The following is a 19,041-nucleotide window of genomic DNA, read 5'->3' on the forward strand; positions in this document are numbered from 1 at the left end:
GCCCGGCCGGGGATGGGGTGGGGGGTCCCGGCCGGTATTCGTGCGGGTCAATGGGTACGTACGACCTTGCCCGCCGGTGCACCGGCGGGCAAGGGACTTGAGTCACTTCTGAGCTTGTTCACCCGGCCTTCGGGGCCGGGTCAGCTCTTCTTCCCGCTCTTTTCCTTCGCCGCGCCCGGTCCGTTCGCCGGCTTCAGCCAGCCGATGTCCTGGAAGCGCGGCGCGCCGAGGCCGAAGGCTCCCGCGTTGACCAGGGTCGGCTTGGCGGCCACCAGTTCGGGGCGCTGGTAGAGCGGGATGGAGCCGGCGGCGGCCCAGATCCGGGCGTCCGCCTTGCGCATCAGCTCGCGGGACTGCTCCTCGTCCAGCTCGCCGAGCGCCTGGTCGAACAGCTGGTCGATCCGGTCGGTGCCGACCCGGGTGTAGTTCTGCTCGACGAGCAGCGAGCCGTCGGCCGCGGGCGCGGGCTTGGCGAAGATCGGCCGGGCGTCCGTGGCGGGGAAGGCGGTCGTGGGCCAGGAGTACAGGGCCAGGTCGTACTGGCCCGAGGCGATGTGGTCCTTGAAGAAGCTCTCGTCGGCGACCTTGGTCAGCTCGGTCTGGACGCCGATCTTCTGGAGCATCTGGGAGATCCGCTCGCCGACCGTGCGCAGGGCCTCGGAGCCGGGGCCGGAGGGGAGCACGAAGCGCAGCGAGAGCGGCTTGCCGTCCTTGGCGAGCATGGGGCCGGAGGTGCGGACGGAGTGCTTGGCGGGCGCGGGCGCGGGGCTGCCCTTGGTCTCGCCCTGCTCCTCGGTGGGGGCCGACTCGGCGTCCAGGGACGGGTTGCGCTTGCCGTCGTCGACCGCGGCGGCCTGCGCGAGGAGCGCGCTCTCCTGCTGTTCGGCGAGCGGTACGGCCGCCAGCACCGGGGAGGGCCGCTCCGCGCCGGCGGCGAAGCGGTCGGCGTCGACGATCTCCCCGTCGGGGGCGTAGCGGTACTCGCCCTCGGGGACCCCGCCCTCGTGCGGTTCGACCGGGCCCTCGGGCCGGTGGGCGCTCTCGTCGGCCGGGCGGGCCGGGCGGTCGGCGGGCCGCAGGCCCGGCAGCGGCGCCGGGCGCAGGGCGGGGTTCAGGGCGGCGGGCGGGCGGGCCCCGTTGCGCTCGTCCTCGCCGACGATGTAGGCGCCCTCGTAGCCGGTGCCGTCCCCCTGGGGGGCCGCGGCGGGGGCAGCCGGGCGGCCGGGGGTCTTCCCGTCGTCCTTCCTGGCGTTCTCGGAGCCGGCCTTGGCGCCCGCGGGTTCCGTCAGCTTGCCGCCCTTGCGCCAGCCCGCGTCGGCGAGGAGGGCCTGGGCGGCCTGGGTGTCCTGGCCGCCGAGCGCGTCGCTGTTGTCGGCGTACGCCCGCTGCCCGGCCAGGGCCAGGTGGCTGCCGACGGGCTTGGCGGGCAGGCCCAGCGGCTTGAGCACGATGTCGGTGAGGGCCTGGCGGTCCAGGGCGCGGGCCACGGCGCGCCGGACCCGCTCGTCGGCCAGCGGTCCGGAGGCCCCGTTGAGCGCGAGCTGCGTGTAGGCGGGCTCCAGGGACTTGCGCACGGTGAAGGAGCGCAGGGCCTTCTGCTGGGCTGCGTAGTCGGCGGCCGCCTCGGCGTTCTTGCGGCGCGTCTCCTGCTCGTCCTTGGCCTTGCCCTCGTCGGCGCCGTAGGCGAGCGCCCAGGAGAGCGTGGCCTGGGCGGCGGTGACCGCGGCGCCGGGGCCGTGGGCGGGTGCGCCGCCGCCGCCCTTCGGCGGGGCGTCGCGGTGCGCGAGGGCGATGCGGTCAGCGCCCGCGCGGTCGATGTCGGCCAGGTCCAGCTTCCCGGCGGCGAGCGCGGCGGCCCGCTCGGCGCGGGGGACGGCGGTCAGCACGAGGGAGTCGAGCTTGGCGGGGCGGCCCCACCAGCGCGGGTTGCGGGAGAGGGCCGCGGTGCCGGTCTTCTTGTCGATGGCGCCCAGGTTGAAGGGGCCCGCGGTGACCTTGAGGGTGCCGCGCGCGCCTTCGTTGAAGGCCTCGGGGCTGCCGGTGACCTGCTTGGGGTAGAGCGGGCTGAACAGGGAGCGCCAGTCGGCGTAGGTCTTGGCGAAGGTGACCTTGACCTCCAGGTCGTTGGCGCCCCGCTCGATCTTCTCGATCCGGTCGTACCCGGCGTTGCGGGCCGTCCAGTACGCGGAGTCCTTGCCGTTCAGGGCCCGCCACTGCGCCACGAAGTCGGGTGCGCCGACCTCCCGGCCGTCGCTCCACACCGCCTGCTGGTTGAGCTTGTACAGCACGACCTGCTTGGGCTCGCGCTGGATGACCTCGGCCTTCTCCAGGAAGTCCGGGTTGGCGACGGGGCGTCCCTTGGCGTCCATCACGAAGAGCTGCGGCAGGACGGCGCCGGCGATCCGGGCGGTGGTGGCGTCGGCGTCGGCCTGGAAGGCGTTGAGCGTCTCGGGCAGCGCGTCGACGGCCCAGCGGGCGGAGCCGCCGTCGGCCACCAGGTCGCGGGTGGTGGCCGAGATGTCCTGACCGGCGGCGGCCGGGCCGCCCTCGTCATCGGCCCCGCAGCCCGTCAGCAGCGGCAGTGCGAGGACTCCCGAGGTCAGGAGCGCCAAGGACCTGCGCCTTCTCTGGGACATGGGTGGTACCTCCGGGGCGGGGCTGAGCGGGGCGGGACGCGGTGGGTGACGTGATCACGTTTGGCCGTATATGGAGCTGATCACACTGGTGATGAACCCACTGAAATCGACCACCCACCGGAGCTTTCGCAGCCGGCCCGCGCCACGCCGCGAACCCCACCCGTGCGGACCAATCCCGGGCCCGGAACCGGCGTGCGCTCACCCGGCCGGGGGACGCGGGCGGCGGAGAGGGGGCGCACGGTTTCGGCCCTCGCGCCCGCAATCCCGTCACGTCCCTTCACAACCGGCGACCCCAGGCGCGACACTCGCAGGCGCACATGGGCGTTGCCACCGCACCCTGCGGAAGTGAGGGCAAGTCATGTCCCTGCAAGACGATTTGACCGCCGTACGACGCAATCTGAACGAGCTGGTCCGCTCGGTCGAGCGGCTGGAGCGGGACGTCGCGCGCCAGGCGCCCGCGGCCCCGAAGCCACCGGGCGAGGACGGGACGGTGTTCGTGCCGGACACGCCGTACGACAGCGCGCTGTGGACGGACTCCGACGACGAGGGCCTCGGCTCCCGCGACCGCCGGGCCCCCTGAGCCGCACGGCGCCCCGGCACTCCCCCTCAGGCCCGCCGCCCCCCGGCGGCCGGTCTCCCGGGCCACCCCTCCACTCCTCCCGGAGTCCTCCTTGGCCACAGGCACGGAACCCTCCCGACCCCCGAGCGGCGTGCACGGCGCCACGCGCGCCGCGATCGCCGCCCGGCACCTGCGCACCGACCGGTGGTGGCTGGCCCCCGCCGGCACCGCGGGCGGGCTGCTCGCCTTCATCGTCTACTCGACGTGGCGGGCCTTCGCCAACGCCGACTACTACGCCGCCCCGTACGTCTCGCCGTTCTACTCGCCGTGCCTGGCGGAGAACTGCCGGGAGATGCGCGGCGGTCCCAACTGGGACCTCTTCGGAAGCTGGTGGGGCCTGTCCCCCGCGCTGCTGGTCCTGGTCTTCCCGCTCGGCTTCCGGCTCACCTGCTACTACTACCGCAAGGCCTACTACCGGGGCTTCTGGGCCTCGCCCCCGGCCTGCGCGGTCGCCGAACCGCACGCGGCGTACTCCGGCGAGACCCGCTTCCCGCTGGTCCTCCAGAACGCGCACCGCTACTTCTTCTACGCGGCGGTGCCGGTCGCGGGCATCCTCACCTACGACACCGTGCTGACCTTCCGCGACGAGCGGTACGCGTGGGGCCACATGGGCCTCGGCACGCTGCTGTTCCTCGTCAACATCGCGCTGATCTGGGCCTACACGCTGTCCTGCCATTCCTGCCGCCACATCATGGGCGGCAAGCTCAAGCACTTCTCCCGGCATCCCGTGCGCTACCGGCTGTGGGGCTGGGTGAGCCGGCTCAACGCCCGTCACATGCAGCTGGCCTGGGCCTCCCTGGTCAGCGTCGCGCTCTGCGACTTCTACGTGTACCTGCTGGCGAGCGGTGCCTTCGACGACCCGAGGATCTTCTGACATGGCTCAAGTCGACCGGCAGCAGTGGGACGTGGTCGTGGTCGGCGCGGGCGGCGCCGGACTGCGGGCCGCGATCGAGGCCCGCGAACGGGGCGCCCGTACCGCCGTGATCTGCAAGTCGCTCTTCGGCAAGGCCCACACGGTGATGGCCGAGGGCGGCATCGCCGCCTCCATGGGCAACGTGAACGAGGGCGACAACTGGCAGGTCCACTTCCGCGACACGATGCGCGGCGGGAAGTTCCTGAACCAGTGGCGGATGGCGGAGCTGCACGCCAAGGAGGCGCCGGACCGGGTCTGGGAGCTGGAGACCTGGGGCGCGCTGTTCGACCGGACGCCCGACGGGAAGATCTCCCAGCGCAACTTCGGCGGCCACGAGTACCCGCGCCTCGCGCACGTGGGCGACCGGACCGGCCTGGAGCTGATCCGCACCCTCCAGCAGAAGATCGTCCAGCTCCAGCAGCAGGACTTCACGGAGTACGGGGACCACGAGGCCCGGCTCAAGGTCTTCCAGGAGTGCACGGTCACCCGGGTCCTCAAGGAGGGCGCCCGCGTCAGCGGCGCCTTCTGCTACGAGCGCGAGTCGGGCCGCTTCTTCGTCCTGGAGGCCCCCGCGGTGGTGCTCGCCACGGGCGGGATCGGCAAGTCCTTCAAGACGACCTCCAACTCCTGGGAGTACACGGGCGACGGCCACGCGCTGGCGCTGCTCGCCGGGGCGCCGCTGCTGAACATGGAGTTCGTGCAGTTCCACCCGACCGGCATGGTCTGGCCGCCCTCGGTCAAGGGCATCCTCGTCACCGAGTCGGTGCGCGGTGACGGCGGGGTGCTGCGCAACAGCGAGGGCAAGCGGTTCATGTTCGACTACGTCCCGGACGTCTTCAAAGAGAAGTACGCGGAATCGGAGGAGGAGGGCGACCGCTGGTACGAGGACCCGGACCGCAACCGGCGCCCGCCCGAGCTGCTCCCCCGCGACGAAGTGGCCCGGGCGATCAACTCCGAGGTCAAGGCGGGCCGCGGCTCCCCGCACGGCGGGGTCTTCCTGGACGTGTCGACCCGGATGCCCGCGGAGCGGATCCGGCGGCGGCTGCCGTCGATGTACCACCAGTTCAAGGAGCTGGCGGACGTGGACATCACCGCCGAGCCGATGGAGGTGGGCCCGACCTGTCACTACGTGATGGGCGGCATCGCCGTCGAGTCGGACACGGCCGCCACGGTGGGCGTGCCGGGCCTCTTCGCGGCCGGTGAGGTCGCGGGCGGGATGCACGGTTCGAACCGGCTCGGCGGGAACTCCCTGTCCGACCTGCTGGTCTTCGGCCGCCGGGCCGGGCTGCACGCGGCCGAGTACGCCGCCGGGCTCGCCGCCGCCCCGCCCGCCGTGGCACAGCGCGAGATCGACGCGGCGGCCGCGGAGGCGCTGGCACCCTTCCACGCCGAGGAGGGCGCGGAGAACCCGTACACGCTCCACCAGGAACTCCAGCAGACGATGAACGACCTGGTCGGCATCATCCGGCGTGCGGGCGAGATGGCCGAGGCGCTGGAGCGGCTGGCGGGCCTGCGCGTACGGGCGGCCCGCGCCGGGGTCGAGGGGCACCGCCAGTTCAACCCGGGCTGGCACCTGGCCCTGGACCTGCGCAACATGCTGCTGGTCAGCGAGTGCGTGGCCCGGGCCGCCCTGGAGCGGACCGAGAGCCGCGGCGGCCACACCCGGGAGGACTGCCCGGCCATGGACCGGGCCTGGCGCCCGGTGAACCTGCTGTGCCGTCCGGTGCCGGTGGACCCGGCGGGGCCCGCCGACCCGGCGGCCGACCGGATCGTGCTGGAACGCGTCCGGACCGAGCCCGTCCGCCCGGACCTGCTCGCGCTCTTCGAGAAGGAAGAGCTGGTCAAGTACCTCGCCGAAGAGGAGCTCTACGAGTGAGCAGCTACGACGCCGGTTTCCGGATCTGGCGGGGCGACGCCGAGGGCGGCGAACTGCGGGACTTCACCGTCGAGGTGAACGACGGCGAGGTGGTCCTCGACATCATCCACCGCCTCCAGGCCACCCAGGCCTCCGACCTCGCCGTCCGCTGGAACTGCAAGGCGGGCAAGTGCGGCTCGTGCAGCGCGGAGGTCAACGGCCGGCCGCGGCTGATGTGCATGACGCGCATGTCGACCTTCTCCCGCGAGGAGACGATCACCGTCACTCCGCTGCGGGCCTTCCCGGTGGTCCGGGACCTGGTGACGGACGTGTCCTTCAACTACGCGAAGGCGCGCGAGGTCCCGGCCTTCGTGCCGCCGCCCGGGGTGGCGCCGGGCGCGTACCGGATGCAGCAGGTGGACGTGGAGCGCTCGCAGGAGTTCCGCAAGTGCATCGAGTGCTTCCTGTGCCAGGACACCTGTCACGTGGTGCGCGACCACGAGGAGAACAAGGCCGCCTTCGCGGGGCCGCGGTTCCTGATGCGGGTGGCGGAGCTGGACATGCATCCGCTGGACGCGGCGGCCGAGCAGGGGCTGGACCGCAAGCGGGCGGCCCAGGAGGAGCACGGGCTGGGCTACTGCAACATCACCAAGTGCTGTTCGGAGGTCTGCCCCGAGGGCATCAAGATCACCGACAACGCGCTGATCCCGCTGAAGGAGCGGGTGGTCGACCGCAGGTACGACCCGCTGGTCTGGCTGGGCTCGAAGATCGGACGCCGGAAGGAGTGAGGCCGCCGGGCCGGGTGCGGGCCCGGGCTCGGGAGGGCGGGGCTCGGGGTGCGTGGGGGACGAACCCCCCATAACCTCCCGAATGTGATCCCGTCAACGCGCAGGCCCCGCAGCAGGACGGCACCGGGCACCCGCTGCCGGGCGCGCCTGCGGGCCGCGCACGCCCTGGCCGCCGCGCTGCTCGCGCTCGGCTGCGCGGGCGCGGCCGGGGCCCCGGCCGCGCGGGCCGACGACCCGGTCACCCTGTCGCAGCAGGGCCAGATCACCGACCGGGTGGGCGCTCTGGGCGATCGCGAACCCGCCGTGGCCGCCGCCCTCGACCGGCTCTACGCCGACCACCGCATCCAGCTGTTCGTGGCGTACGTGCGCGACTTCTCCGGCCGCTCCGCCCAGAGCTGGGCCGACGCCACCGCGCAGCGCAGCGGCCTGGGGCAGAACGACGTCCTGCTCGCGGTGGCGACCGGTGCCCGGCAGTACGCCTACTCGGCCGACGTCGACTCCGGCTTCACCAAGGAGCAGCTCGCGGAGGTCGCCCGGACCGCCGTCGAGCCCGCTTTGCGGGAGAACGACTGGGCGGGCGCGGCGATCGGCGCGGCCGACGGGTACGGCGCCGTGCTCGCCGGGCGGCCGGTCCCCGTCCCCGCGATCACCCCGGGCGTGCCCAATCCCGGCGGGGACGGGGCGAGCGGCGAGCACGGCGCCGGCGACTTCGTGCTCCCGGTGATCGCGGTCGGCGCGGCGGGCGCGCTCGGCGCCTACGCCTACCGCCGCCGCAAGGGCACGGGCGCGCCCGGGCGCGGTACGACGGCCCGCTCGGGCTGGGCGAGCAGGGCCCGCCCCGGCTCCCGCTCGCCGACCTCGACGCGCGGTCCAGGTCGCTGCTGGTGGAGACCGACGACGCGGTCCGCACCAGCACGGAGGAACTCGGCTTCGCCACCGCCCAGTTCGGCGAGGCGGCGGCGGTCCCCTTCACCGAGGCCGTGGCCTACGCCAAGGGCGAGCTGACACAGGCCTTCCGGCTGCGCCAGCAGCTCGACGACGCCCACCCCGAGGACGACGCGACCCGCCGTCGGATGCTGGACGAGATCGTGGCCCGCTGCACGGAGGCCGGGCGGCGCCTCGACGCCGAGTCGGCCGGCTTCGACCGGCTTCGGGACCTGGAGAAGAACGCCCCGCAGGCGCTGGAGACCGTGGAGGCGCACGTCCGCGCGCTGACCGGCCGGACCTCGACGGCGGAGGCCACCCTGACCGCGCTGGCCGGGCGCTACGCCGACTCCGCGTCCGCCCCGGTGGCCGCCAACGCCGAAGAGGCAGAGGACCGGCTGCTGTTCGCGACCACCAGCCTCGGCGAGGCGCGCGCCGCCATCGACGCCGGGGACAACGGCACGGCGGCGGTGCACGTGCGGGCCGCCGAGGGCGCCGTCGACCAGGCGGCCACGCTCGTGGACGCGGTGGAGCGGCGCGCCCGGGAACTGGCGGAGGCGGCGGGCAAACTGACCGGCGCGCTGAACGAGACCGAGAGCGACCTCGCGGACGCCCGCGGCCTGCTGAGCGGGACCCCGGAGGGCGTCCCCACGGCGGACCTGCGGGGCCGGATCGGGCGGGCGGAGTCCGTACTGGCCGGCGTACGGGCGGAGCAGGCCGCGGGCCGGTACGACCCGATCGACGCCCTGCGCCGGATCGAGGAGGCCGACGCGGCCCTGGACGAGGCGCTCACCGGGGCGCGCGAGCGCGAGAGGGGCGGCCGGCGGGCCGCGGCCCTGCTGGACCAGGCCCTGCTGTCGGCCCGCAGCGCGATCGGCGCGGCCACGGACTACGTCACCACCAGCCGCGGGGCCGTCGGCAGCCGGGCCCGCACCCGGCTCGCGGAGGCGCACCGGCACCTGGAGGGGGCGGTGGCGGCCGCGGCCACCGACCCGTCGGCGGCTCTAGCCGAGGCGCAGCGGGCGGATTCCCTCGCCCGGCAGGCGCAGCAGCTGGCGGAGGCGGACGTACGGGCGTACCGGGAGCCGTTCGGCGACGTCGGCCGCACCCGGCGGGGCGGCACGGGCGGCGCGGTGCTCGGCGGGATCATCCTCGGCGAGATCCTCGGCGGCGGCCGCGGCGGGAGCGGCGGCTTCGGCGGCGGCGGGGGCGGCCGGGGCCCGGGCTCCTTCGGCGGCGGGGGCACCCGGGGCCGCATGGGCGGCGGCGGCCGCTTCTGACGCTGACCTCACCTTCCTCACAAGGAGCGGACACCCATGAGCAAGCAGACCATCCTCGGCCGCGTCACCCAGCTCGCGAAGGCCAACGTCAACGCGCTGCTGGACCAGGCGGAAGACCCGCAGAAGATGCTGGACCAGTTGATCCGGGACTACTCGAACAACATCTCCGAGGCGGAGCAGGCGGTCGCCACCACGATCGGCAACCTGCGGATGCTGGAGGCTGACCACGCGCAGGACGTGGACGCGGCCGCCGAATGGGGCGCCAAGGCCCTCGCCGCCAGCCGCAAGGCCGACGAACTCCGCACGGCCGGCACCGTGGCGGACGCGGACAGGTTCGACAACCTGGCGAAGGTCGCGCTGGGCCGCCAGATGCAGTCGGAGAAGGAGGCGAAGACGGCGGAGCCGACGATCGCCGCGCAGACGGAGGTCGTGGAGAAGCTCAAGTCCGGGCTCAACGCGATGAAGACGAAGCTGACGGAACTCCAGGCGAAGCGCGACGAACTGGTGGCGCGGGCGAAGACGGCGCAGGCACAGAACACGATGACGGACGCGGTCAAGAACATCGACGTGATGGACCCGACGAGCGACCTGCACCGCTTCGAGGACAAGGTCCGCCGCGAGGAGGCGATGGCCCTGGGCAGGCAGGAACTCGCCGCCTCCACACTGGACGCCCAGTTCGAGTCCCTGGACGACCTCGCCGAACAGTCGGAGATCGAAGCCCGCCTGGCCGCCCTGAAGTCCCGCTCGGCCTGACCTCGGCGGGCAATGTCAGCCCCGCCGGCGTTTGAGGCGACCCTTCCAGCCCCGCCGGCGTTTGAGGCGCGGGGTCCGGGGCGGAGCCCCGGGAATACCACCCGCACCCCCGCACGGACCCCCGCCCGCCCCGGAATCACCCGTACATGCTGAGCAACTGCTCCGCCGACAGCTCGGCGGCCCCCTCCCCCACCACCCCCGCCATCGGCAACGGCAGCTCGAACCACACCGTCTTCCCCCGGTGCGTCCGCCGCGTCCCCCACCCGGCCGACAGCAGCCCGACCAGTTGCAGACCGCGCCCGCCCTCGTCCGTCTCCCGCGCCCGGCGCCGCCTCGGCTGCACGAGGTTCGCGTCCCACACCTCGCACACCAGCGTGCGGTCCAGCAGCAGCCGCAGCCTGATCTCGCCCTCCCCGTACCGCAGGGCGTTCGTCACCAGCTCGCTGACCAGCAGTTCCGTCGTGTCGAGCAGGCCTTCCAGCCCCCACGCGGGCAGCTTCGCGCGGGCGAGTTCCCGCGCCCGCCCCACCGAGCGGGCCTCGCGCGGCAGTTGCCAGTCGCCCACCGCGTCGAGCGGCAGGCCCTGGACCCGGGCCATCAGCAGCGCGATGTCGTCCTCGCCGTGCCGGGTGTGCAGGGTGGCCAGGACGTGGTCGCAGACGTCCTCCAGCGGCCGGACCGGGTCGGCCAGTGCCTCGCGCAGTCCGCGCAGCCCCTCCTCCAGCGGGTGGTCGCGGGATTCGACGAGCCCGTCGGTGTACAGGGCGAGCAGCGCGCCCTCCGGGAGCTCCACCTCGACCTCCTCGAAGGGTTCGCCGCCGACCCCGAGCGGCATGCCGGGCGGCACCTCCAGCAGCAGCGCGGGCCGGGGCGGGCCGCCGGGTTCGGCGGGTTCGACCAGGACGGGCGGCATGTGGCCCGCGTTGGCGATGGTGCAGCGCCTGGTCACCGGGTCGTAGACGGCGTAGACGCAGGTCGCGAGGTAGACCTCGGACAGGTCGGCGTCCCGGGACTGCAGGGCCGCCCGCGAGGTCTGCTGGGAGCCGCCGGGGGTGCCGAGGCCGCGGGCGACCTCGTCCAGAGCGGTGAGCACCTCCGCCGGTTCCAGGTCGAGCAGGGCCAGCGTCCGTACGGCGGTGCGCAGTTCGCCCATGGCGACGGCGGCCCGCAGGCCGCGGCCCATGACGTCGCCGACGACGAGCGCGGTGCGGTGGCCCGGCAGTTCGATGACGTCGAACCAGTCGCCGCCGACCTCGGTCGCCGCGTTGCCGGGCAGGTAGCGGCAGGCGATGTCCAGCCCCGCCGCGGCCGGGTCGCCGGGGGGCAGCAGGCTGCGCTGGAGTATCAGCGCGCGCTCGTGTTCGCGCCGGTAGAGCCGCGCGTTGTCGATGCACACGGCGGCCCGCGCGGCGAGTTCGACGGCGACGGCCCGGTCGCGTTCGCCGAAGGGCTCGCTGCCCTTGGTACGGGAGAACTGGGCCAGGCCGACCACCGTGTCGTGGGCGACGAGCGGAACGACGAGGGTGGACTGGACGGGCTCTTCGGGTCCGGTGCCCTCCAGCAGCCGGGGGCGGGCGGTGCGCAGGGCCAGGGCGCCGGGCGAGCCGGGCGGGTAGCGGTGGACCTCTCCGACGGAGACCAGCGCGGCGGGGCCGGGCCCGGCGAGCGGGACGTCGGAGACGGCGGAGGCGAAGGCGACCCGGCGCAGCGGCGCGGACGGCGCGCGCCCGGGGCCGCCCCCGGGGAGCGAGGGAACGCCGGGGCCGTGCGGCCGGGCGGGGCGGTCGCGGTCGTCGTCGCCGAGCAGGAGCCCCTGGTAGAGGTCGACCGCGGCCAGGTCGCAGAAGCCGGGGACGGTCACGTCGAGGAGTTCGCGGGCGGTGGTCTCCAGGTCGAGGGAGTTCCCGATCCGGTGGCCCGCCTCGTTGAGGAGGGCGAGGTTGCGGCGGACGCCCGCGGCCTCGCGGGCGGCGAGGTGGCGGCGGGTGACGTCGGTGCCGAGCCCGGCGACGCCGATGGGCTGCCCGTTGCCGCCGTGCACGCGGTAGAGGTTGATGGACCAGTGGCGGTTGTCGCGGCTGCCGGGGGCGGCGCCGGTGATGCGCAGGTCGGTGACGGATTCGCCGGTTTCCAGGACGCGGCGCAGGGCGTCGGCCATCCGGTCGGCCTCGTGCGCGGGCAGGTAGTCGTGGACGGTGCGGCCGCGGTGTTCCTCGACGCCGCCGCCGAAGACGGTGGCGAAGCGGCGGTTGGCCCGCTGCACGGTGAGGTCCGTACCGAAGAGCAGGAAGCCGAAGGGAGATTGACCGAATATGGCCTGCGAGGCCGCCAGATCGGATTCGATCCGGCGCAGCGCGCGTACGTCGACCACGACGCAGAGCGCGGCCCGCTCGGCGGTGCGGGTCTCGGTGGGCATCACGTAGATCTCGGCCACGCCGTGTTCGCCGTCCCCGTCGGGGAGGCGGAACGGAATCAGGCCGCTCCACTCCTTGCCGTCGAGGATCTCGGCCACCCGGCGGTGCGCGCCGGGGCGTAGTTCCGGCGGCATGAAGGCGTCGACCGGATCGCGTCCCACCGCTTCGGCGGCGGTCAGCCCGAAGAGTTCCTCCGCGCGCAGGCTCCACTGGTCGATCAGGCCGTCTGGCCCGATCGAGAAGGATGCGACCTTTATGTAGTCATATATCGAGCCAGGCGGGCTGCTGTGCCACAGGGAGTCGTGCCATGCCTCCCCCGCCACACGGGCCTGATGTGCCTGCGCAGGTATTTCGCTCACGCGACCGTCCCCTCCAGCTCACCGCAACCGGACCGGCCATGTCCGCAGTATTCAGCACCACGGGCACGCTCGGCACGGCGTTCACGATCACAGCACGGTCTCGTTCGTTTCGAGCCACGCCAGGTGATCGTCAGAGACCCTTCACCTTGTTACTCACCAGGCAGGGCCAATTCGAACCACACTGTCTTGCCCGACTTCCCGTGCCGGGTTCCCCAGCGCTGCGCCGACACGGCCACCAGGTGCAGGCCGCGACCGCCCTCGTCGTCGGGGGCGGCGATCCGCTCGCGGGGCGGATCCGGAAGCGGATCGGAAACTTCCACGAGAAGCGCCGGACCCGTCGAGGCGTTGCCGGTGGCGGAATCGCGCCGTACCAATCGCACCCCGATGGGGCCGGAAGCGTACCGCAGGGAGTTGGTGACCAGTTCGCTGACCAGCAGGACGGTGACGTCGCCGACGGACTCCAGGCCCCAGGCGCGGAGCGCGCCGCGCACGGCGTGGCGGGCGGTGCGGACGGCGCCGGGCTCCGCGGGGAAGTCCCAAGCGGCACATTCACCGTCTGTGTCGATCACGCCGATCACTTCCCGGGCCAGCAGCGGACCCCAGTCCGGTTCGTCAGCGACGAGGAGGGACGAGATAGGGACTAACTGCGACATACCCGATATTCGCGGCGTCGTACCATCCGCCCGCCGGGCACCGGCGCACTGTGGTACACCTGGCCTACGCCGTGAGCCGTATGCGCCCCCCGCGCCCCCGCCGACTACGCGCGGGTGATCGCGGCGCGCAGCCGCCGGCCGGCCTCGGCGACCGCCGGGCGGTCCTGGTCGAGCCAGTCGACGGAGTCCAGCTCGTCCGGCCCGAGCCAGCGCAGCTCGTCGTGGTCCTCCAGGGGCCGGGGCTCGCCGGAGAGCAGCCGCGCGGTCCACACGTGCAGTACCAGACCGGGCTTCAGGGGCCATTCTCCCGGGATCCGTTCCAGGGCCTCGCTCTCCACGCCCAGCTCTTCGCGCAGCTCCCGGACGAGGGCCTCGGGGACGGATTCACCCGGTTCGGCCTTCCCGCCGGGCAGCTCCCAGCGGCCGGCGAGTTCGGGCGGGGCACTGCGCCGGGCCGCCAGCAAACGCCCGTCACGACACAGGGCTCCGCCCACGACCACGCGTTCCGTCATGGGTCGAGCCTATGTCAGTTGAGACTGGTGGCGCTCTGACCGATCCGCTCGACCCAGTAGAGCTGCTTGTGCCCCCGGTCGTCGAGGCTGTCGACGACCTTCTGTGCCTCGGCGCGCGTGGAGTAACGGCCCACCCGATAGCGGTTGCCGTTGTCGTCCTGCCGTATGACCAGCCATGGGAGCAGGGCACCGCCGTCGTTCATCGCGCTTCACCCTCCGCCGATGTACCCGCCCAGGAAACCGCATTGCGCATATGCCGGAGCTTACGCCCGACCTTTACTCAGCGGATACGGTTTTTCACGAAGAGGTACCCCGGAGGCGTACGCATCCGGCCACGCGTACGAGACCGCGCGCGCCGGTACGGAACCGGCGCACCGGACGGCGCGCTGGACAGCGGAGCAAGGCGGGGCGGCGGAGGCGGGAGGGGCGGCGGAGGCGGTGGCATGACGGCCCGTCACCCCGCACGGACAGCAGGGGACTCGGGCGCGGGGGCGGGAGCGGTCCGGTCGGACCCCTGGTGGAGCCGGGCGGGACCTGCGGCACCCGCTAGCGGACCGGCAGGTGGTAGGCCAGGCGGTAGCGGTCCGCGGGGATGACCACGTCGGCCGTCTCGACGGCGCGGCCGGAGGCGAAGTACGTCCGGCCGATCACCAGCACCACGTGCCCCGGCACCCCGCCGAGGGCGAGGATCTCCTCGGCCAGCCCCGGGCGGGCGCCGACCTCCTCCACCACGTTGTCCACGACGACGTCGATGGCGGCCATCCGCTCGACCACCCCGCTCCCGCCGAGCGGGCCCTCCTCCGGCAGCATCACCGGCGTCCGGCCGGTCACGGCCAGCGGCTCCCACGAGGTGGAGAGCATCATGGCCTCGCCCGCGTCGCGGAAGACGTAGCGCGTGCGCATCACCCGGTCCCCCGGCTCGATGCCCAGCCGCGCGGCGATCTCCGCCGGGGCCTCGGTCTGCTCGCTGCTGGACTCCCAGGTCCCGCGGCTGCCCGTGTCCGCCTGCTCCTGCCGGAACGGGGTGGAGGCCCCCGCCGTGCGGTACCCGGCCCGGGCCACCCGGCGCGGCACCGGCTGCTCCCGTACGTACGTCCCCGAACCGGAGCGGCCCTCGACCAGGCCTTCCGCCATGAGGACCTTGCGGGCCTCCAGCGCGACCGTGTCGGAGACCCCGTACTCCTCGCGGATGCGGGCCTGCGAGGGGAGCCGCGCGTGCGGGGGCAGGGACCCGTCGACGATCTTCCGTCGCAGATCACCGGCGACGCGAAGATAGGCCGGCTGCTCACCGAAAGTCACTAGCCACTCCCATCAGGTTGACAGACAGCTACAGCCTGGCAACCCACGGTTGAACACCGCAAGCAAGGGCCAAAGTTTCACTCGAAGTGATGAAGGCAGGTCACTAAAACCCGTTACCCAGCGTTACACCGACTGCGACCCGGCTCCCTCGCCGTCGAGCCACCCCGTGTCCGAACCGTCCGAGTCCTCCAGCCACGAGGGCACCTTCGTCGCCAGCCCCAGCGCCCCGCGCAGCGTGCGCTCCGTCTGGACGGACGTCGCGTCCACCGCCCGGCTCCACGCCGCGCGGAACTCCTCCGGCCGCTGCGCCCGCGCCGCCGCCTGCCAGTGCGTACGGGCCGCCTCCAGCTCCTTGCGCAGCGCGTCGGCCGGCGGCCCGGCCTCGGACCCGCGCAGCGCGACGACCTCCGCCGCCAGCGCCGGTTCCACCTTGGCCGCCCAGGCGCGGTACTCGGGCAGCGAGGTCTTCAGATCGGTCACCGGCGCCGCGGTCAGCGCGGAGTCCAGCCGGTTCGCCGCGCTCAGGAAGGTCACCTGGCCGGGCGTCAGCATCGTCGCGTCCCGCTTCAGGCTGCCCCGCTGCTCGCCCTCGGTGGTGCCGAGGACGCACAGCACGCTGCGGCGGCCGCCGTCCCACTCCTCCTCGTTCGGCGCGAAGAAGTACATCTCGGCGATCTCCGGGAGCGCCCACGTGTCCATCGCGTAGGCGTCCTGCGCCTGCCAGCACCGCTCCTCGGCGCGCGTCGCGAGCGCCTCGTCCCCCGGGAAGGCGCCCGGGTCCGCGAGGTAGGACGCGGTGATCTCGCCGTGGTGCGGGCGCGCGCACGCCACCTTGAAGACGAAGGGCGCCTCGGCCAGCAGGTCCCCGCCCGGCACGTTGAAGCAGTCCCCGGCCCGGACCTCCTCCAGGTCCACCGGATCGCCCTCGACGTCGCGGGCCGCGGCGCCGCCGCCCGTACCCGCGGCGCCGCGGTCGGCGACCCGGGCCAGCCGCTCGCCGACCGGGCCCACCAGTTCCACGGCGAGCAGGGCCAGCACCCCGGACATCAGCACCGACACCGCCAGCCCGGCGATCGCCAGGCCCTTGCCCCGCTCGCGGCGCGAGGAGATCTGCACCAGGGCCACGATCGCGAAGACCACCCCGAGCGGCGGGAAGCAGAGCAGGCCGACCAGCAGCGAGGCCAGGGCGAAGCCGTTGATCCCGGGCGGGCCGCCGAAGGCCGGGCCGCCCGGGTGGCCGTACCCATGGCCGTACCCGTGGGCGGCGCCCGTCGGCGGGGCGGCCCACGGGTCGTGCGGCGGGGGCTGGGGCGGGGGCGGGGTACTCACGGCGTGAGCTGCTCCATCAGGCGGGGGGCGTGGGGGCGTGCGAACGACTGCGCGAATAGTACGCAAGGGACACCGGTCGGCGGGGCGATCACCCCGGAGCCCGCCGCTCACGGCCATCTCGCGCGTACGATCCGTCACCGAAGCCCGCCATCCACCCCCCTGCCGACCAAGCGGAGGCGCTCCCGGTGACGCACGCCACGACGCACGCCCCGACGGACACCCTCCCCGGATACGTCTGCCCCGCCGACGGCGCCCGCGCGGGGGTGCGCACCGCGCCCTGGTGCTGCCCGGTGTGCGCGGGCCCCTGGGACCTGGACTTCGCCCCCGGGACGCCGCGCGTCCCGGATCCGGCCGCGCCGAACTCGCTGTGGCGCTACGGCGACGCCCTGCCGCTACCGGGAGCGCCGGGGGTGACCCTGGGCGAGGGGCGCACCCCGCTGGTCCCGCTGACGGGGCGGATCTCCGCCAAACTCGACTTCCTGATGCCGACCCTGTCGTTCAAGGACCGGGGCGCCGTGATGCTCGCCGAGCTGGCGCGGCGGCTCGGTCCCGAGCGGGTGGTGGCCGACAGCAGCGGCAACGCCGGTACCTCGGTCGCGGCGTACTGCGCGCGGGCCGGGCTCGCCTGCGAGGTGTTCGTCCCCGAGGGCACCTCCGCGAAGAAGACCGAGCAGATGCGGGCGCACGGGGCGCGGGTCCGGGTGGTGCCGGGCGGCCGAGAGGCGGCGGCCGCGGCCGCCCGGCGGGCGGCCGACGAGCCCGGCGTCTTCTACGCGAGCCACGTCTTCAACCCGTACTTCCTGCACGGCACCAAGACGTACGTCTACGAGCTGTGGGAGGAGCTCGGCGGCGAGCTGCCCCAGGTCCTGGTGCTGCCCGTGGGCAACGGCACGCTGCTGCTGGGCGCGGCGCTGGCGGTCGCGGAGCTGGCGCGGGCGGGCGTACGGGCCCCCGCGCTGATCGCCGTCCAGGCGGCGGCCATGGCTCCGCTCGCGCGGGCGTACGCCGCCGGCGAGGACGCGCCGACCGGCCCCGCCCCGGACCCGGTGGCGACCCTGGCCGAGGGGATCGCGATCCCGGCGCCGCCGCGGGCCCGGCAGATCCTGGCGGCGGTGCGGGCGTCGGGCGGCACCTTCCTGACGGTCCCGGAGGAGCGGATCCGCGCGGCCCAGCGGGATCTGGCGGCGCGCGGCCTGTTCGTCGAGCCGACCGGCGTCGCGTGCTGGGCCGCCGTGGCCCCGGACGCCCCGGCCGACCCCCTCGCCGGCCGCTCGGCCGTCGTCCCCCTGTGCGGCGCGGGCACCAAGACCGGCCTGGCGCCCTGACGGGGGGCTCGCCGGCCACCGCCGAAGGCGGAAGCCGAGCCCGCGCCCATCCGGCCCCCGCCGCAGACGAACGCGGAGGCCGCACCAACCCAGCACCGACGTAGACGAACGCCCAGGCCACACCATCCCAGCCTCGCCGTAGACGAAGGCCAGGCCAGGCCAGGCCACACCATCCCAGCCTCGCCGGCGTTTGAGGCGCCGCCGGAGGCACGCGAGGGACCTCGCAGGCGCGGACGGCCTCCGAGGCAGCGTCCAACCAGCCCCAGGGTGCGGACGGCCTGGCCCCGCTCGCGCCTCCCGCAACGTGCCTCCGGCGGCGCCTCAAACGCCGGCGGGGCTGGGTTTGCGCGGCCCCGGCTCCGCCCAGCCCCGCCGACGGGGCACCGGGCAGGGGCGCGGCTGGCCGGGAGGACCGCCGGGCAGCAGTGGCCCCGGGCCGGCAGGCCACCCGCGCGGCGAGCGGGGTCGGGAGCCGCGGGCCATGGTTCCGGTCTTCGCAGATGTCCGATTTTCGCCAGCCCCGGCCACCGCCCTCTGATGAAATGCCCGCATGACCAAGACCATTGACCTTTCCCGCGTCCACGCCTTCCACGCCCTGCACACCCCCGGCGCCCCGCTCGCCCTCGCCAACGCCTGGGACATCGCGAGCGCGCGCCTCGTCGAGGCGGCCGGGTCCGCCGCCGTCGCCACCACCAGCGCCGGGGTCGCCTGGTCGCTCGGTTCCCCCGACGGGGACTCCCTCGCCCGGGACCGCGCCCTCGACCTGATCGCCCGCGTGGTGGCCGCCGTGGACGTGCCGGTGACCGCCGACATCGAGGGCGGGTTCGGCGACGACGCGGCCGGGGTCGGCGAGACCGTGACCGGGGTGCTGGCCGCCGGCGCGGTCGGGGTCAACATCGAGGACGGTTTCCGGGACCCGGCCGAGCAGGCCGAACGGCTCGCCGCCGCCCGCGCCGCCGCGGACGCCCTCGGGGTGCCGCTCTACATCAACGCCCGCGTGGACACCTTCCTCATGGGCCTCGGCGAGCCCGGCCCGGCCCGGCTGGAGGAGACCCTGCGCCGCGCCGCCGCCTACCTGGAGGCCGGGGCCAGCGGCATCTTCGTACCCGGCGTGTACGACCCGGCGACCCTCACCGAGCTGGTGCGCGGGATCGACGCCCCGCTGAACGTCCTGGTCGGCCCCGACGCACCGAGCGTGGCGGAGCTGGGCGAGCTGGGCGTGGCCCGGGTCAGCCTCGGTTCCTGGGTCGCGGGGGCCGCGTACGCCGTGGTCCGGCGCGCGACCGAGGAGCTGCTCGCGGGCGGCACGTACGGCGCGCTCGCCGGCTCCCTCTCCTACGGCGAGGTGAACTCCCTGTTCAAGGGCTGATCGGGAGCGGGCC

The 19,041-nt window shown here is 74.3% G+C and carries 14 protein-coding genes and 1 pseudogene; 8 read left to right on the forward strand and 7 right to left on the reverse strand.

Annotated features, from left to right (window positions below):
- Positions 1-140 precede the first annotated feature (140 nt).
- Entirely contained in the window at positions 141-2,636 is a 2,496-nt protein-coding gene (locus tag AC0693_RS00795; protein WP_478800688.1) for an ABC transporter family substrate-binding protein, read from the reverse strand.
- Positions 2,637-2,994: 358 nt separating this feature from the next.
- Between AC0693_RS00795 and AC0693_RS00800 the strand changes: the two genes are divergently transcribed.
- The 6 genes and pseudogenes from AC0693_RS00800 (at position 2,995) to AC0693_RS00825 (ending at position 9,768) form a co-directional block, all read left to right on the forward strand.
- Positions 2,995-3,216: a hypothetical protein gene (locus AC0693_RS00800; RefSeq protein WP_356408859.1), complete on the forward strand. Its 222-nt coding sequence runs from the start codon at positions 2,995-2,997 to the stop codon at positions 3,214-3,216.
- 91 nt (positions 3,217-3,307) lie between these two features.
- Entirely contained in the window at positions 3,308-4,129 is an 822-nt protein-coding gene (locus tag AC0693_RS00805; RefSeq protein ID WP_468462879.1) for a hypothetical protein, read from the forward strand.
- A 1-nt stretch (position 4,130) separates the two neighbouring features.
- Positions 4,131-6,044 (forward strand): fumarate reductase/succinate dehydrogenase flavoprotein subunit, encoded by a 1,914-nt coding sequence (locus AC0693_RS00810; protein ID WP_469317810.1) that lies wholly within the window; start codon positions 4,131-4,133, stop codon positions 6,042-6,044.
- The gene (locus AC0693_RS00815) at positions 6,041-6,811 is read left to right on the forward strand and encodes a succinate dehydrogenase/fumarate reductase iron-sulfur subunit (protein ID WP_469317809.1); all 771 of its coding nucleotides are present in this window, start codon (positions 6,041-6,043) and stop codon (positions 6,809-6,811) included. Before AC0693_RS00810 ends, AC0693_RS00815 begins: the two co-directional genes overlap by 4 nt.
- Before the next feature lie 165 nt (positions 6,812-6,976).
- Positions 6,977-9,015: pseudogene (locus AC0693_RS00820) on the forward strand (TPM domain-containing protein).
- A 36-nt stretch (positions 9,016-9,051) separates the two neighbouring features.
- Positions 9,052-9,768, forward strand: a complete 717-nt coding sequence (locus AC0693_RS00825; protein ID WP_469317808.1) for a PspA/IM30 family protein — start codon at positions 9,052-9,054, stop codon at positions 9,766-9,768.
- Positions 9,769-9,904: 136 nt separating this feature from the next.
- Here AC0693_RS00825 and AC0693_RS00830 read toward each other — a convergent pair whose 3' ends face one another.
- The 6 genes from AC0693_RS00830 to AC0693_RS00855 all read right to left on the reverse strand — a co-directional run bounded on the left by AC0693_RS00830 (position 9,905) and on the right by AC0693_RS00855 (position 16,334).
- Complete coding sequence (locus AC0693_RS00830) at positions 9,905-12,541, reverse strand: SpoIIE family protein phosphatase (RefSeq protein WP_478800689.1); 2,637 nt, start codon at positions 12,539-12,541, stop codon at positions 9,905-9,907.
- Positions 12,542-12,690: 149 nt separating this feature from the next.
- Complete coding sequence (locus tag AC0693_RS00835) at positions 12,691-13,119, reverse strand: ATP-binding protein (protein WP_356408976.1); 429 nt, start codon at positions 13,117-13,119, stop codon at positions 12,691-12,693.
- A 179-nt stretch (positions 13,120-13,298) separates the two neighbouring features.
- Positions 13,299-13,706 (reverse strand): (deoxy)nucleoside triphosphate pyrophosphohydrolase, encoded by a 408-nt coding sequence (locus tag AC0693_RS00840; protein ID WP_356408873.1) that lies wholly within the window; start codon positions 13,704-13,706, stop codon positions 13,299-13,301.
- A 14-nt stretch (positions 13,707-13,720) separates the two neighbouring features.
- A complete protein-coding gene (locus tag AC0693_RS00845; protein ID WP_356408875.1) occupies positions 13,721-13,909 on the reverse strand; it encodes an SPOR domain-containing protein in 189 nt (62 codons plus the stop codon).
- 343 nt (positions 13,910-14,252) lie between these two features.
- Complete coding sequence (locus AC0693_RS00850) at positions 14,253-15,005, reverse strand: GntR family transcriptional regulator (protein ID WP_468462884.1); 753 nt, start codon at positions 15,003-15,005, stop codon at positions 14,253-14,255.
- 123 nt (positions 15,006-15,128) lie between these two features.
- A complete protein-coding gene (locus AC0693_RS00855) occupies positions 15,129-16,334 on the reverse strand; it encodes a DUF4190 domain-containing protein (protein ID WP_478743118.1) in 1,206 nt (401 codons plus the stop codon).
- A gap of 185 nt (positions 16,335-16,519) precedes the next feature.
- Between AC0693_RS00855 and AC0693_RS00860 the strand changes: the two genes are divergently transcribed.
- Complete coding sequence (locus tag AC0693_RS00860) at positions 16,520-17,659, forward strand: pyridoxal-phosphate dependent enzyme (protein ID WP_478743116.1); 1,140 nt, start codon at positions 16,520-16,522, stop codon at positions 17,657-17,659.
- A 550-nt stretch (positions 17,660-18,209) separates the two neighbouring features.
- Entirely contained in the window at positions 18,210-19,028 is an 819-nt protein-coding gene (locus tag AC0693_RS00865; protein WP_478800690.1) for an isocitrate lyase/PEP mutase family protein, read from the forward strand.
- Positions 19,029-19,041 lie beyond the last annotated feature (13 nt).

This window comes from Streptomyces sp. NPDC043876 (assembly GCF_056435825.1).

Coding starts and splice junctions, on each gene's coding strand:
- AC0693_RS00810 (WP_469317810.1), top strand. CDS start 4,131: ATGGCTCAAGTCGACCGGCAGCAGTGGGACGTGGTCGTGGTCGGCGCG.
- AC0693_RS00800 (WP_356408859.1), top strand. CDS start 2,995: ATGTCCCTGCAAGACGATTTGACCGCCGTACGACGCAATCTGAACGAG.
- AC0693_RS00865 (WP_478800690.1), top strand. CDS start 18,210: ATGACCAAGACCATTGACCTTTCCCGCGTCCACGCCTTCCACGCCCTG.
- AC0693_RS00825 (WP_469317808.1), top strand. CDS start 9,052: ATGAGCAAGCAGACCATCCTCGGCCGCGTCACCCAGCTCGCGAAGGCC.
- AC0693_RS00845 (WP_356408875.1), bottom strand. CDS start 13,909: ATGAACGACGGCGGTGCCCTGCTCCCATGGCTGGTCATACGGCAGGAC.
- AC0693_RS00840 (WP_356408873.1), bottom strand. CDS start 13,706: ATGACGGAACGCGTGGTCGTGGGCGGAGCCCTGTGTCGTGACGGGCGT.
- AC0693_RS00795 (WP_478800688.1), bottom strand. CDS start 2,636: ATGTCCCAGAGAAGGCGCAGGTCCTTGGCGCTCCTGACCTCGGGAGTC.